This is a genomic window from Acidihalobacter yilgarnensis, assembly GCF_001753245.1.
In the GTDB taxonomy this organism is placed as follows: Bacteria; Pseudomonadota; Gammaproteobacteria; order DSM-5130; family Acidihalobacteraceae; genus Acidihalobacter; species Acidihalobacter yilgarnensis.
The window spans coordinates 3,347,522-3,362,269 of record NZ_CP017415.1; the positions used below are offsets into that span (position 1 = coordinate 3,347,522).

The window sequence follows — 14,748 nt, forward strand, 5'->3', positions numbered from 1 at the left end:
TCCCCAAGCGCTAGTCGTCCAGCGCGCGTTCGACCGCGGCCTTGACGGCCGCACCCGCACCGGGCCCGAAGCGGGTCGTGTCCGGATCGAAGTCGTCGGTGAAGGCGTATTCGAAAGCAAGATCCTGTATCCCCAACACGCCGAACAGCCGGTTTTCCATCGAGTAGTCGTCGGGCATGAATATCAGAGTCGGCCAACCGTCTTGCCCCGGGCTTAGCGCCGGACCGAAGAACACCGCGCCGGGCTTGTTCTTGAGACGCATCGCACAACTGCCCTCGGTCACGCCGGACATGGGTAAAAAATCGATGGTGCGGGTCAATCGACTTTTGTTGTCCAACACGAGATCGATCGTACCCTCGATCGCTGCGGCCTCCGCGCCAAAGGCCAATACCTCGGCGCCACTGGCCGAGCGCCACCGCTCGATATCCAAGGCTCCGCGCCGGCTGGGCAGAAAAATGTAGCGCAGCTGACGCTCAGCCTGCAGCGTCGTCAGCAGATCCGCATCGAAGGCCGGCGCGTTCACCAGTATGCCCTGCGCCTGATGATCGGCAATGTAGTACACGGCGGGTTCGCTGCCCACCAGCCACAAGATGCGACGGTCGGGAAATTCGGCCAACAAACGCAACGCACTCATTGTGATTTCTCCTCGGCCAGCAGCCCCGGCATGCAACCTTCGATCCAGGCCTCGGCCTCGGCGTTGACCGCATCAGGCTCGCGCCCCGCGGTCTCGATCAGCGGCCCGATGACCACTCGAATCGTGCCCGAACGCTTGCCGCCATCGCGCAGCCAATAGAGCCCGGCGTTATGCGCCACGGGCACCACCGGCACGCCGGCATTCACGGCAAGCACCGCGCCACCCGATTTGTAACGTCCGTGCTCGCCAGGCGCGACCCGTGTACCTTCCGGGAACACGACCACCCATATCCCGCGATTCAGGCGCTCGCGCCCCTGGCGAATCAGCTGAACAACCGCCTTGCGCCCGGCACTACGATCAATGGCGATGGGTTCGAGCATGCGCAAACCCCAACCGAAGAAGGGGATGCGCAGCAACTCACGCTTGAGCACCCAGACCTGCGGCGGGAAGATCACCTGGAAGGCCAGCGTCTCCCAGGCCGACTGGTGCTTGGCGAGGATCACCGCCGCGCCAGCGGGCAGATGTTCGGCCCCTTCAACGCGGAAATCCAGGTCACAGGTCACGCGTAACCACCACACCGCGAAACGCGTCCAACGCGTGATCACGGCATAACGCACCTTGAAGGGTGCTGCGAACAAGAGCAGACCGAGCAGGGAAAAGAGAATCGTCGACGGCGCCACCAACGCCAGCCACAACCAGGAGCGGAACCTGGCCACCGACGTGCTCATGTCATTTCTCCGGTGTTGACCAAGGTGTCAGCCACGTGGGCTAGGTCGTCAAAGATCGGCACATCGCCCGACACTTTGCCCGCGGCCAAGGTCCGCTGACCCTTCCCCGTGCGCACCAGCATGGGTTGAGCGCCCACGGCCTGTGCGACCTCGATGTCGCGTAAGGAATCGCCGACCGCGGGAACGCCGCCAAGATCGACACCGAAGCGCTGGGCAATTTCCGCAAACAGACCAGGGGCGGGCTTGCGACAACCGCAGCGTTGTCCCGGCGCATGCGGGCAGAAAAACACCGCATCGATATGCCCCCCATACGCGGCCAGCAAACGGTGCATTTTCTCGTGCATGGCGGCCAGCGTCTCGACATCGAACAGACCGCGGCCGATACCCGACTGATTGGTCGCCACCACGACTTGATAACCGGCCTCGTTGAGGCGTGCAATCGCCTCCAGGCTGCCGGGGATGGGTCTCCACTCGTCCGGTGACTTGATGTAGTCGTCCGAATCCTCGTTGATGACCCCGTCGCGATCGAGGATGATCAGTTTCATCATCTCAGCCTACCGTCTGTAACCGGGAAATATCGGCGACTCGCAGAAACAGCTCGGATAAGCGTGCAAGCACGCCCACGCGATTGCGTCGCAAAGCTTCATCTTCCGCCATCACCAGGGTCTCGTCGAAGAAGCGGTCGACCGGGGCGCGCAGCGCCGCCAAATGCGTCAGCGCGGCGCCATAATGACCCTGTTGGAACTGTGGCGCGGTCGCAGCCTCCGCCACGAGCAGGGCCTCGAACAGGTCTCGCTCGGCCGATTCCACCAATAGGTCCCGCTCCACCTCGAGGGCAGTCGCACTGCCATTCTGACGCAGGATATTGCGAATGCGCTTGTTGGCCGCTGCCAGAGCCTCGGCCTCGGGCAGGGCACGAAACGCCTGCACTGCCTGCACGCGACGATCGAGATCGGTCAAGCGTGTCGGACGGCAGGCAAGCACGGCGTCGACCACGTCGGAGGGAATGCCGCGATCGGCGTAATAGGCGGTCAAGCGCTCCATCACATAATCGAACACCTCGCTCACCGCAGCGCCTGCATCCAACCGCGACGCCAAGGCCTCGGCGGCTTGCCCGAGCAGCACCTCAAGATCGAGTTCGAGCCCACCCTCGATGAGGATGCGCACGACACCCAGTGCGGCACGGCGCAGCGCAAAGGGGTCCTTAGTGCCGCTCGGACGCTGGCCAATGGCGAAGATGCCGACCAGGGTATCGAGCTTGTCGGCGAGCGCCAGGGCCTGCGCGACGGGGGCATCGGGCAGGCGGTCACCAGCATGCGCCGGGCGATACTGGTCCTCGATCGCACGCGCCACGCCCGCCGGCTCGCCATCGTGCGTGGCGTAATAGCGCCCCATCACGCCTTGCAGCTCTGGAAACTCGAACACCATCGCGGTCACCAAATCGCACTTGGCCAGCTCGCCTGCACGCACGCCCTCCTCCGGCGCGGCACCCAGCTCGCCGGCAATCGTGCCGGCGAGGCGCGCCATGCGGTCGCTTCGATCGTAGAGCGTGCCCAGCTTGCTCTGGAACACCATGCCCTTGAGCGCCTCGCGACGGGTGACCAGTGGCTGACGTCGGTCCTGCTGCCAAAAGAACTCGGCATCGTGCAAGCGCGGGCGGATCACGCGTTCATTGCCGGCCCGCACCTGCGCAGGATCGCGGCTTTCGAGATTCGCGATGGTGATGAAGTGCGGCATCAAGCGGCCATCTGCATCGAGTACCGGGAAATAGCGCTGATTGTCCATCATCGTGGTAATCAGCGCTTCGTGCGGCACCTCCAGAAAGCGCGCCTCGAAGCCGCCCGCCACCGCGACCGGCCATTCGACCAACGCGGTCACTTCATCAAGCAGCGCCTCGTCGAGCATCGCACGCCCGCCGAGCCCGGCCGCCAATGCTTCGATCTGGGCCTTGATCGCGGCCCGACGTGCGTCGAAATCCGGCAGTACGTGGCCCTGCGTCTCAAGCAGCGGCGCATAGGCGGCGGGATCCGCGAGGCACAGTGGTTCCGGGTGGTGTGCCCGGTGTCCGTGCGTCATGCGTCCGCTCTTCACGCCGAGAATTTCGGTCTCGATCACGGTCTCCCCGAGCAACAGCACGATCCAATGCACCGGGCGCACAAACTCGGCCTCACTCGCCCCCCAGCGCATGCGCTTGGCGATGGGTAGCTTGCCCAATGCCGCCGTCAACATTTCGGGTATCAGCGCCGCCGTGGCGCGCCCGGGTTCGTGCAGATATGCGCACAGCCAGGTGCCTTTATCGGTTTCCAGGCGCTCCAATGCATCCACTTCGAGACCCACCGAACGGGCAAAGCCCTGTGCGGCCTTGGTTGCCTGTCCCTCGGCATCGAAGGCCGCCGTCAGTGCCGGGCCACGGCGTTCGATGCGACGATCGGGCTGCATCAGGGGAACCTGCTCGAAGCGCACGGCCAGGCGGCGCGGCGTCGCATAAACATGCCGCACGCCACCGCAGACGCCGGCGGCCTCAAGTCGCGTGGCCAGCTCATCCGCCAGCGTCTCGGCCAGGCGGCGCAACGAGCCGGGTGGTAGCTCTTCTGTCCCGATCTCAATCAGCAGGTCGGCGCGGGATTCATTCATGGTGTGTCTCCTGCACGCCCGCGAGCAGGGGAAAACCGAGCCTCTCCCGCGCCGCGTAATAGGCCTCGGCAATGGCGCGCGACAGGGTCCGTACACGCAGAATGTATCGCTGACGCTCGGTCACCGAGATGGCCTGACGGGCATCGAGCAGATTGAAGGTATGCGAAGCCTTGAGCATTTGCTCGTAGGCCGGCAACGGCAAACCGGCTTCGATCAGGCGCGCACTCTCAGCCTCGCAGGTGTCGAACCATCCCAGCAAGGCCTCGACGTTGGCCTGCTCGAAGTTGTAGCTCGATTGCTCGACCTCGTTCTGATGGAATACGTCGCCGTAGCGCACCACACCCTGCGGACCTCGTGTCCACACCAGGTCATACACGCTTTCGACGCCCTGCAGATACATCGCGATGCGCTCCAGCCCATAGGTAATTTCGCCGGTCACCGGGCGGCAATCAAGGCCACCCACCTGCTGGAAATAGGTGAACTGGCTGACTTCCATGCCATTGAGCCAGACTTCCCAACCGAGCCCCCAGGCACCCAAGGTGGGCGATTCCCAGTTGTCCTCGACAAAGCGTATGTCGTGCACCAACTGATCAAGCCCGAGGGCCGTCAGAGAGCCCAGATACAGTGCCTGAATGTCGTCCGGCGAAGGCTTGAGCATCACCTGAAACTGATAATAATGCTGCAGACGGTTTGGATTTTCGCCATAACGACCATCGGTAGGACGGCGCGAGGGCTGGGGATAGGCCGCCCGCCACGGTTCGGGGCCAATGGCACGCAGAAAGGTCGCGGGGTGGAAGGTGCCGGCGCCCATCTCCATGTCATAGGGCTGCAGAATCACGCAACCCTCGCCGGACCAGTAATCCTGCAGGGCACGAATCAGGGATTGGAAGGTGGAGACATCGTAGCTGGTCATGGTCCTCGGCACCGCGCGGAAATCGGCGGCAAGTATAACCCGCCGCGGGCGGACGCCAGCAAGGCGGGCCGGCACGGCGTGTGCTAAGGAAATAAGGCAAGCCCGCGTGAGGAGGAGGAGATTATGAGCGATCTGATCCTTGAACCCACCATCGCCGCTCTGTGGCAGCGCCTTGTCCGGGAAGGTGCCAACGACACAGGCCACCCGCTCGATGCCCACCTGGAGGCTTACCTCATGATGCTGCTTCAACGCTTCAGCCGCAGACCCGAGCTGGCACGCACCCTCATGGCGCTCGAATACCTCAAGGCGCAGACAATGACCGGCAGCCTGCGCGCGGAGCATCTGCGCGATGTCGGCGACCAGTGCCTGCTCTTCGCTGGGCTGTTTCCGGGAATCGCCCGCAGACGGCGTGTCGGCATCGACTACTTCATTGATCTGGGCCGCAGCGCCTACCTCGACCTTGCCGGCGCCCTGAATCAGGGCAGCGGGCAGCTCTTCCGTACCCTGGCCGCCGCCTTCGTCTCCCTGATGGACACGCTCAACGCGATGCGTGCCCGCCCGGCCTTCGAAGCACTCAGCGCGCTCGATCAATTCGAACTGTGGTCGAACAGCGGTAGCCAGGCCGCCCGGAGGGCTCTCGCACATCGGACCGACGCCACCCCCATTCCCACACCACGGGGAACGCGCGCGCACTAGACAACGGCGAACTTGGGGTGCCGGCGACGGGTTTGTTAAGATGCCCGCCCATTCAATACCCATATAGACCGATGACCCAGCGCAAGGCCGTTGCCCTGATATCCGGCGGGCTAGACTCCATGCTCGCCGCACGCGCGATCCAGGCCCAGGGCGTGCATGTCGAGGGCATCAACTTCTTCACCGGCTTCTGCGTCGAGGGTCACACCCACGCGATCCGCAAGCAAGCGAACACGGCGAAACCCAAGCGCAACAATGCGCTATGGGTTGCCGAGCAGCTCGGCATTCGCCTGCACATCGTCGATATCGTGGAGGAATACAAGGACGTCGTCCTGAATCCCAAGCATGGCTATGGCGCGAATCTCAATCCCTGCCTCGACTGCAAGATATTCATGGTGGGCAAGGCCCGCGAATGGATGCAGGCCCACGACTTCGACTTCATCATCACCGGCGAGGTCATCGGCCAAAGACCCAAGTCGCAACGCAAGGTGACCATGCCCATCGTTGCGCGCGAATCCGGGGCAGACGACCGCCTGTTGCGCCCACTGTGTGCGCGGAATCTCGCACCCACGCTACCTGAACGTGAGGGCTGGATCGATCGCCAACAGCTCTTCGATTTTTCTGGGCGCTCACGCAAACCGCAGATCGCGCTGGCCGAGCACTATGGCTTCGACGACTACGCCCAACCGGCTGGCGGCTGCTGTTTTCTCACCGACGAGAGCTATTCGCGCAAGCTCGGCGACCTCTGGCAGCATCGTGGCGAGAAACGTTACGAACTGGATGACATCATGCTGCTCAAAGTGGGGCGCCACCTGCGCCCCCGCGAACATTTCAAGCTGATCGTCTCGCGGGAGGAAGGCGAGTCCCGTTTCCTCGAGGGTTACCGCAAACAGTTCGTACACCTGTTACCAATCAGCCATGCCGGCCCACTGACCCTGGTCGAAGCCAGCCACGCACTCAGCGCCGAAGATTTGTCGCTGGCCGCGCGCATCGTTGCCCGCTTTAGCCAGGGACGAGACGCCGACTGGGTTGAAGTGGCCGTAGCCGAGCCCGGTGACGAACCACGCGCGTTGAAGGTAGTGCCGCTATCGGCGGACGAAGTCCCCCAGTCCTGGTACGTTTGAAGTCGTGGCCGAATACACGCTCGACGCACGCCGACTGCTGTGCCCGCTGCCGGTCATCCGCGTACAAACCCGCGTCGCCGAACTGATGCCGGGCGATACCTTGCGCGTCCACTGTACCGATCCTGGCGCCCTACTCGACATACCCGCCTGGTGCCGCGTACATGGACATCGCGTACTGGAGTCGCATCAGGATGCAGGCGAGGTCAGCCTGGTGATTCTGATACAGACCAACGAAGCCACGACACGCTAACGCTAACGGCATGGGTATTGCGCCCGCGCCGGTGGCATAATCCCCAGCCCGACACGAGACCCCCCTTGCGCGCCATGGAAACCATCGACACCTCCACTCCAGACGCACGTTACGGCGCCATGCGCCGCGTCACCCTGATCGGCTCCCTGGTCAACCTGGTCGTCTCAACGGCCCAGATCGCGGGCGGAATCATGGCCCACTCTCAGGCCTTGGTCGCTGACGGGCTGCACACCCTCTCCGACCTCGCCAGCGACGTCGTTGTGCTGCTCGCCGCCAAACACGGCAGCCAGGATGCCGATGACGAGCATCCCTATGGGCACCGGCGCATCGAAACCCTCGGCTCGGTCATTGTTGGCCTCGCGCTGATGGCCGTGGCGACCGGCATCGCCATCGACGCTTTCAGCCACCTATTGCAACCCGAACATGGCCCCGGCCCCGAACCCATCGCACTCGCCTTCGCCGCCTTGGCTATCCTCGCCAAAGAATCGCTGTATCACTACACCATGCACGTCGCGAAGCAGGTTAAATCGACGCTGCTCAAGGCCAACGCCTGGCATCATCGCTCCGACGTCCTCTCCTCGTTGATCGTGTTCGCGGGCATCGGCGGCACGCTGCTCGGCTTCGACCACCTCGACGCCATCGCTGCCATCGCCGTATCGGCAATGATCCTGCGCATCGGCTGGCAACTGGCGACCAGCGGTGTACGCGAGCTGATCGACACCGGTCTCGATGCGGACGAGGTTCAGGCGATTCGCGGCAGCATCCTCGCGCTGGACGGCGTCAAGAACCTACATACGTTGCGCACACGCCGCATGGGCGGCGAGGCACTGGCCGACGTCCATATTCAAGTCAATCCGCGGATCAGTGTCTCGGAAGGCCATCACATCGGCGAAGCCGTTCGCAACCACCTGATCGAACACTACGAGCACGTCTCCGACGTCACGGTGCATGTCGATCCAGAGGATGACGAACGCGAGGCCAGCTGTGCGCATCTACCCCTACGCCAGACACTGCTTGCAGCCCTACGCGCACAGTGGAAAGATATCCCCGCGGCGAGGGAACTCGAAAACGTTCATCTCCACTATCTCAACGGGCGAGCCCATCTCGATCTCTTCATGCCGCTCCGCGGACCGGTAGAAACGGCAGAGATGGCCCGCCTTGTCGCGGAACAACTCGTCACGGCGAGCAAGGCACTACCAGAAATCGGCGAGGTAAAGGTCTATTTCCGCTGCGAACGCACCGATTAGGTGCAAATACGATGGCTGCGCACCATAAATGCGCACCACTTACCCGCAGCCGGTCGCCAGGAGCGGGCGCGCCGGCATTTAGCTTGGCATTTTTTGTGCCTATGAATCGCAACACACGGCGGGGCTCGGCCGGCAACAGAGCTGCAAGTCAGGAACTATATCTAACGAACCACGCGTGAGGAGCCAATAAGCATGTCCCCGAATGATGTTCTCAACATGATGAAGGAACACGACGCCAAGTACGTCGATTTCCGTTTTACCGACACCCGCGGCAAGGAACAGCACGTGAGCGTGCCGGCACACACGATCGACGAGTCGCTCTTCGAGGACGGCAAGATGTTCGACGGCTCATCGATCGCCGGCTGGAAGGGCATCGAGGCCTCCGACATGATCCTGATGCCCGACGCGAGCACTGCGGTCATCGATCCCTTTTTCAATGAAGTCACGCTGATCCTGCGTTGCGATGTCATTGAGCCCTCCACCATGCAAGGCTACGAGCGCGACCCACGCTCCATCGCCAAGCGCGCCGAGGCCTACCTGAAATCGACCGGGATTGCCGATACCGCGTTCTTCGGCCCCGAGCCCGAATTCTTCGTCTTCGACGACGTGCGTTGGGGCTCCAACATGCAGGGCGCGTTCTACAAGATCGACTCCGACGAGGCCGGCTGGAATTCCGAGAAGGTGTTCGAGGAAGGCAACATCGGTCACCGCCCCGGCGTCAAGGGCGGCTATTTCCCCGTTCCGCCGGTCGATTCCCTGCAGGACCTGCGTTCGGCCATGTGCTTGGTCCTTGAGGAAATGGGCGTCCCCACCGAGGTGCACCACCATGAGGTGGCGACCGCCGGCCAGTGCGAGATCGGCTCCAAGTTCAACACGCTGGTCACCCGCGCCGACTGGAACCAAATACTCAAATACGTGGTCATGAACGTCGCTCACAACTATGGCAAGACCGTGACCTTCATGCCCAAGCCCCTGGTCGGCGACAACGGCAACGGTATGCACGTCCACCAGTCGCTGGCCAAGGATGGCGTCAACCTGTTCGCCGGCGACCTCTATGGCGGCCTGTCCGAAACCGCACTGTTCTACATCGGCGGCATCATCAAGCACGCGCATGCGATCAACGCACTAACCAACGCCTCGACCAACAGCTATAAGCGACTGGTCCCCGGTTTTGAAGCCCCGGTCATGCTGGCCTATTCCGCGCGCAATCGCTCGGCCTCGATCCGCATTCCGTGGGTGTCCAGCCCCAAGGCGCGCCGCATTGAGGTTCGCTTCCCTGACTCCACCGGCAACCCTTATCTGGCCTTCACGGCCATGCTGATGGCCGGCCTCGACGGCATCCAGAACAAGATCCATCCCGGCGACGCCATGGATAAGAATCTCTACGATCTGCCGCCCGAAGAGGAGAAGAAGATACCTCAGGTTTGCAGTGCCCTCGACCAGGCGCTCGCGGCCCTGGACAAGGATCGCGCCTTCCTCACCGCCGGCGGTGTATTTACCGACGACGCCATCGACGCCTATATCACACTCAAGATGGAGGAAGTCACCCGCATGCGGATGACCACCCATCCGGTTGAGTTCGACATGTATTACAGCCTCTGATCTTCTTCCACTGAAGATCGCACGACGGACGCCTCCGGAAACGGGGGCGTCTTTCGTTTGCGTCCAGACAAAGTCGCCTAGCACTTGCAGCCAGGGCCAGTGCCGGCCTATGCTGTCGCCAATGGCGCGCCTGCTTTTCATCTTCTGCCTGCTGTTTACTACTGCGGCCCAGGCAACGATCTATCGTTGGGTCAATGCCCAGGGCGATGTCGTCTTTTCAGACGTCCCGCCGCCCAACGGCAACGCCCAAAAGCTTGAGCTCAATCATCCGCTGAACACCATGCAAACGCCGCAACAACTCAGTGGGCCGCAGCCGGCCACTGGCTCCAGCGGACAAGTGGCGCCCTACCGCTCGCTGGCGATCACCTCGCCAACCAACAATCAATCCGTGCGTGCCAACAACGGCGACATCACGGTTTCGCTAAGCCTTTCGCCGGCCCTGCGGCCCGGCGACCGCATACGCCTGTTCATGGACGGCGCGCAGGTATACAGCGGCACCTCCACGCAGATACCCCTGAGCAACGTCAATCGCGGTACCCATATGCTGTATGCCGCCGTCGAGACTGCCGGCGGTAGTGTCGCAATCCGCTCGTCGGGCATCAGCTTCACGCTGCTACGCCACTCCATCCTATTCAACCCGCAGCAAGCGGCACCGGGTACGGGTAACACGGGTAACACGCCTGCGCCCAATGGTATTTCTGGCGGCGTACATCAAGCCCCTCGGGCACCCATGATGCCCCGCGCGCCGCAGTTTCACGCCCCCAACTGATCTCCCCCCTCCCCGCATCACACGCGAGCCCCGATAGCACGCACTATATTGGTGCATAATATCTGCGCTTATTGCCGTGTCTATAGGCCACACGCGGCCTGTAGACACGGCGCGCTTTTTGCTTGCCAGTGCGATGATGACAACGATGATGCCGCCTACCCACATGGTTCCGACCGAAGCCGAGATACTCGACAACCTCACGACCGCAATCCTGTACTTCGACAGCGGATTGATCCTGCGTCTGCTCAATCCAGCAGGTGAGATGCTGCTCGAGCATAGCGCGCAAAATGTCGTCGGTAGCCCGGCCGAACTTCTGTTCCCCGGAGACGAGGTCTTTATCGAGGCACTGCGAGAGGCCGTGGCTACGGCGCACCCACTGACGGAACGCGAGAAGCTTCTGCATCTACCCGGACATCGCCAAACCAACGTCGATTGCACGATCACACCCTGGATCATCGGGGAATACGTGGATGGCGTCATGCTTGAACTCAGCCACATCGACCGTCAGCTGCGCATCACCCGCGAAAAGCGGCTGCTCAGCCAACAGTCCACCGCACGCGAGTTACTGCGTGGGTTGGCCCATGAAATCAAGAACCCCCTGAGCGGGCTGCGCGGCGCGGCGCAATTGCTTGAACGCGAACTGATTGCAGACGACCTGCGCGAATACACTCGCATCATCGTTGCCGAAGCCGACCGCCTGCGTGCGCTGGTCGACCGCATGCTGGGTCCGAACAGTCGCCCGCGCATGAACATCAGCAATATTCACGAAGTACTTGAGCGTGCCCGTCAGCTGGTCAATGTCGACCTGCCCGCGGACATCCGACTGGCCACCGATTACGACCCCAGCATTCCTGAATTGCTGTTCGACCGGGACATGATCTTCCAGGCTGTGCTCAACATCGTGCAGAACGCCGTCCATGCCGTCGGTCACTCCGGCGAAATCCTGCTGCGTACCCGTATCACACGCAATCACACCATCGGCAGCGTCCGCCACCGCTTGGTGGCCGTTATCCACGTGGTAGACGATGGCCCCGGCGTACCCGAAGGGCTAATCGACCGTATTTTCTACCCCATGGTATCCGGGCGCCCAGAGGGCTCCGGACTTGGTTTGGCCATCTCCCAGTCACTGATAACCCAGCATGGAGGATTGATCGAATGTCAATCGCGGCCAGGGCACACACAATTCACCATTCTGCTCCCTCTGGGGACCGAAACATGACCGAAAATACGGACACGATCTGGGTCGTCGACGACGACCGCTCGATCCGCTGGGTACTGGAGCGCGCGCTTGGCGGCGCTGGGTTCGAGGTCGCCGTCTTCGAGGATGCCGAATCCGTATTGCGTCAACTTGAGCAGCAGCGGCCGCGTGTCATCATCAGCGACATCCGCATGCCCGGACAGGATGGGCTCAACCTGCTCGAACGCCTGCGCACCCAGTACCCCGAGATCCCAGTCATCATCATCACCGCACACTCGGATCTCGATGCCGCGGTTGCAGCTTACCAAGGTGGCGCGTTCGAATACCTGCCCAAGCCCTTCGACGTCGACGAGGCCGTGGAACTGGCCCGTCGCGCCTGCCAACGCGCACGCCAGCAGACGACCGCGATTGAGCTGGAGGCCGCGCGCGAGGAAACCCCGGAAATCCTCGGCGAGGCCCCGGCCATGCAGGAGGTATTCCGCGCCATCGGCCGACTGGCGCGCTCCAACATCACCGTACTGATCACCGGTGAATCGGGCACTGGCAAGGAACTGGTCGCCCGCGCACTGCATCGACACAGCCCGCGCGCCACAGGACCTTACATCGCGCTCAACACCGCCGCGATACCTCGCGACCTGCTCGAATCCGAACTCTTCGGACACGAGCGCGGCGCCTTTACCGGAGCCCAGGCGCAACGCCGAGGCCGCTTCGAACAGGCCGACGGCGGCACGCTGTTTCTGGACGAAATCGGCGACATGCCCGCCGAGCTACAAACCAGGCTCTTGCGCGTGCTCGCGGACGGCGAGTTCTACCGCGTCGGCGGACACACGCCTATCCGGGTCGATGTACGCATCATTGCGGCGACCCACCAGGATCTCGAGCGCCGTGTGAAGGAGGGCTTGTTTCGCGAGGATCTGTACCACCGCCTCAACGTCATTCGCATCCGTATTCCGCCATTGCGTGAGCGGAACGAGGACATTCCCCTACTGCTAGACCATTTTCTCAAACAAGCCGCGGATGAACTTCAGGCCAGCCCCAAGACGCCGCGTCCCGATGTCAGCGACTATCTACGACGCTATCAATGGCCAGGCAACGTACGCGAGCTAGAAAACACCTGTCGCTGGCTGACCGTGATGGCCTCTGGCAACGAGATTCATCTGGAGGACCTGCCCCCCGAGCTGCGTCAGATCAATACCGAAGAGGGCGGATTGGATTGGGAGGACCCGCTCACCCGTTGGGCGGAGCGCCAGGCCGCACTCAACGAGCAACCCCTGCTCGACATGGCCACCCCGCGTATGGAACGGATACTGATCGAGGTTGCCCTACGGCGTACCGGCGGTCGTCGTCAGGATGCAGCCAAACTGCTCGGCTGGGGTCGCAACACCCTCACACGCAAAATCAAGGAATTGGGCATGACCGTAGGCGAAGAGGACGGACACGAGGAAGACGAGGACTGAGTCGCCATCCGCCCCGCTGTGGGCGGGCGCGGCTGCCATGCGAGCCATTCGAAGGTCTCAAATACAGGCGCCACCCGGGCCATTGGGTACCAATGCGCCGGTTAGCTCGGCGATACTGCCAACCTCGTGACGCGTCATATAGGCCAGCAGACCATCGTTGATCCGCGACAGAATCAGCGGGTCATAGAACAGCGCCGTGCCGACGCCAATCGCGGAAGCACCGGCCAATAGAAACTCGATTGCGTCCTCCGCACTGGCGACGCCACCCTGCCCGATGATTGGAATCCCGTGCGGCCGTGCCACCTGATAGACCTGCCAGACCTTGAGCAGGGCGATGGGCTTGATCGCCGGCCCCGACAATCCGCCCTGGTTGTTGCCGATATGCGGCCTTCGCGCATGAATGTCGATGGCCATCCCCATCAAGGTGTTGATGGCTGCAAAGGCATCCGTACCCGCCTCGATACAACGTCGCGCGTTCTCGGCGATATCGGTCTGGTTCGGGGAGAGCTTGGTGATCAGCGGTTTGTCCGTCACTCGCCGACAGGCCTCGACCACGCGCGCGGACATATCCGGGTCATTCCCGAAGGCCACCCCGCCTTCCTTCACATTGGGGCAGGATATATTGATCTCGATGGCATCGATGGGCGAATCGTCGAAGCGACGCGTCACCGCTTCGTATTCCTCGATGGTGGAACCGGATACATTGGCGATATAGCGCGTCTCGCCAAAATCCAGGGTCGGCAGAATCTCGTCGACCACCTTCGCGGCGCCGGGGTTCTGAAGGCCGATCGCGTTGAGCATGCCCGCGGGCGTCTCGTAGACGCGATGTGCCGGATTGCCCAAACGCGGACTCCCGGTGGTGCCCTTGAGACAGATCGCACCCACCTCCCGATTGGAGTAGCCCACCACGCGCGTGTATTCTTCGCCGAAGCCGACGCAACCCGACAGCAATACCAACGGTGTCGCCAGCTTCAGGCCACAAAAATCCACCGCCAATCGAAGGTCGTTAACGCGCTCGCTCATGTTTCACGTCGTCCTCTATCAACCTGAAATTCCACCCAATACGGGCAATGTGATCCGTCTGTGTGCCAACACCGGCTGCCGGCTGCACCTGATCCGCCCGCTAGGCTTCACCCTGGACGACCGCCGCCTACGGCGTGCCGGCCTCGACTATCACGAGTGGGCGCAGGTGCAGGAGTATGACAGCCTGCAGGATTTCGCTGAAGCTGTCCGTCCTCTGCGCAGCTTCGCCATGAGCACCCGCGGCGCACAGCCGCTCGCCGAGGCCCGCTTCGCGCCGGGCGATGCTTTCGTATTCGGCCCCGAGACTCGCGGCCTGCCAGAATCTGTGCTCGCGGACTACCCGGCTGATCGGCGCTTGCGACTACCGATGCGCCCACACAGTCGCAGCCTGAATCTCTCCAACAGCGTGGCCGTAACCGTGTTCGAGGCTTGGCGCCAGAACGGCTTCGAGGGTGGTGCCTAAGCGCCGTCAAGAG

The 14,748-nt window shown here is 62.5% G+C and carries 15 protein-coding genes; 9 read left to right on the top strand and 6 right to left on the bottom strand.

Translation table 11 applies throughout. From position 1 onward, the window contains the following. Positions 1-10: 10 nt before the first annotated feature. The 5 genes from BI364_RS16095 to glyQ are packed head-to-tail and all read right to left on the bottom strand — an operon-like array spanning position 11 to position 4,909. On the bottom strand, positions 11-634 hold the full coding sequence (locus tag BI364_RS16095) for a hypothetical protein (protein WP_070079603.1): 624 nt from the start codon (positions 632-634) through the stop codon (positions 11-13). After that, positions 631-1,362, bottom strand: coding sequence for a lysophospholipid acyltransferase family protein (locus BI364_RS16100; RefSeq protein WP_070079604.1), 732 nt, complete (start codon positions 1,360-1,362; stop codon positions 631-633). Before BI364_RS16100 ends, BI364_RS16095 begins: the two co-directional genes overlap by 4 nt. Continuing rightward, entirely contained in the window at positions 1,359-1,907 is a 549-nt protein-coding gene (gene gmhB, locus BI364_RS16105) for a D-glycero-beta-D-manno-heptose 1,7-bisphosphate 7-phosphatase (RefSeq protein ID WP_070080156.1), read from the bottom strand. Before gmhB ends, BI364_RS16100 begins: the two co-directional genes overlap by 4 nt. Before the next feature lie 4 nt (positions 1,908-1,911). Then, positions 1,912-3,996, bottom strand: coding sequence for a glycine--tRNA ligase subunit beta (gene glyS / locus BI364_RS16110; protein ID WP_070079605.1), 2,085 nt, complete (start codon positions 3,994-3,996; stop codon positions 1,912-1,914). Continuing rightward, positions 3,989-4,909 carry a glycine--tRNA ligase subunit alpha gene (gene glyQ / locus BI364_RS16115; RefSeq protein ID WP_070079606.1) on the bottom strand — a complete coding sequence of 307 codons (921 nt, stop codon included), beginning with the start codon at positions 4,907-4,909 and terminating at the stop codon, positions 3,989-3,991. The genes glyS and glyQ overlap by 8 nt, the downstream gene beginning before the upstream one ends. A 123-nt stretch (positions 4,910-5,032) precedes the next feature. Here glyQ and BI364_RS16120 point away from each other — a divergent pair, with 123 nt between their 5' ends. The 8 genes from BI364_RS16120 (at position 5,033) to ntrC (ending at position 13,249) form a co-directional block, all read left to right on the top strand. Continuing rightward, positions 5,033-5,605: a hypothetical protein gene (locus BI364_RS16120; RefSeq protein WP_070079607.1), complete on the top strand. Its 573-nt coding sequence runs from the start codon at positions 5,033-5,035 to the stop codon at positions 5,603-5,605. A 71-nt stretch (positions 5,606-5,676) separates the two neighbouring features. Continuing rightward, a complete protein-coding gene (locus BI364_RS16125; RefSeq protein ID WP_070079608.1) occupies positions 5,677-6,726 on the top strand; it encodes a tRNA (5-methylaminomethyl-2-thiouridylate)-methyltransferase in 1,050 nt (349 codons plus the stop codon). A gap of 4 nt (positions 6,727-6,730) precedes the next feature. Continuing rightward, on the top strand, positions 6,731-6,976 hold the full coding sequence (locus BI364_RS16130) for a sulfurtransferase TusA family protein (protein ID WP_070079609.1): 246 nt from the start codon (positions 6,731-6,733) through the stop codon (positions 6,974-6,976). A 74-nt stretch (positions 6,977-7,050) separates the two neighbouring features. After that, positions 7,051-8,223: a cation diffusion facilitator family transporter gene (locus tag BI364_RS16135; RefSeq protein ID WP_070079610.1), complete on the top strand. Its 1,173-nt coding sequence runs from the start codon at positions 7,051-7,053 to the stop codon at positions 8,221-8,223. A gap of 192 nt (positions 8,224-8,415) precedes the next feature. Further along, positions 8,416-9,825 (top strand): glutamate--ammonia ligase, encoded by a 1,410-nt coding sequence (gene glnA / locus BI364_RS16140; RefSeq protein ID WP_070079611.1) that lies wholly within the window; start codon positions 8,416-8,418, stop codon positions 9,823-9,825. Positions 9,826-9,946: 121 nt separating this feature from the next. After that, a complete protein-coding gene (locus BI364_RS16145) occupies positions 9,947-10,594 on the top strand; it encodes a DUF4124 domain-containing protein (RefSeq protein ID WP_207644994.1) in 648 nt (215 codons plus the stop codon). Between the two features lie 145 nt (positions 10,595-10,739). After that, positions 10,740-11,813 (top strand): nitrogen regulation protein NR(II), encoded by a 1,074-nt coding sequence (gene glnL / locus BI364_RS16150; RefSeq protein WP_322111768.1) that lies wholly within the window; start codon positions 10,740-10,742, stop codon positions 11,811-11,813. Beyond that, positions 11,810-13,249, top strand: a complete 1,440-nt coding sequence (gene ntrC, locus BI364_RS16155; protein ID WP_070079613.1) for a nitrogen regulation protein NR(I) — start codon at positions 11,810-11,812, stop codon at positions 13,247-13,249. Before glnL ends, ntrC begins: the two co-directional genes overlap by 4 nt. 57 nt (positions 13,250-13,306) lie before the next feature. Here ntrC and BI364_RS16160 read toward each other — a convergent pair whose 3' ends face one another. Then, a complete protein-coding gene (locus BI364_RS16160) occupies positions 13,307-14,272 on the bottom strand; it encodes a dihydroorotate dehydrogenase (protein ID WP_070079614.1) in 966 nt (321 codons plus the stop codon). Between BI364_RS16160 and trmL the strand changes: the two genes are divergently transcribed. Continuing rightward, positions 14,271-14,735 (top strand): tRNA (uridine(34)/cytosine(34)/5-carboxymethylaminomethyluridine(34)-2'-O)-methyltransferase TrmL, encoded by a 465-nt coding sequence (gene trmL, locus BI364_RS16165; RefSeq protein ID WP_070079615.1) that lies wholly within the window; start codon positions 14,271-14,273, stop codon positions 14,733-14,735. The two genes, BI364_RS16160 and trmL, sit on opposite strands and share 2 nt — an antisense overlap. Positions 14,736-14,748: the final 13 nt, after the last annotated feature.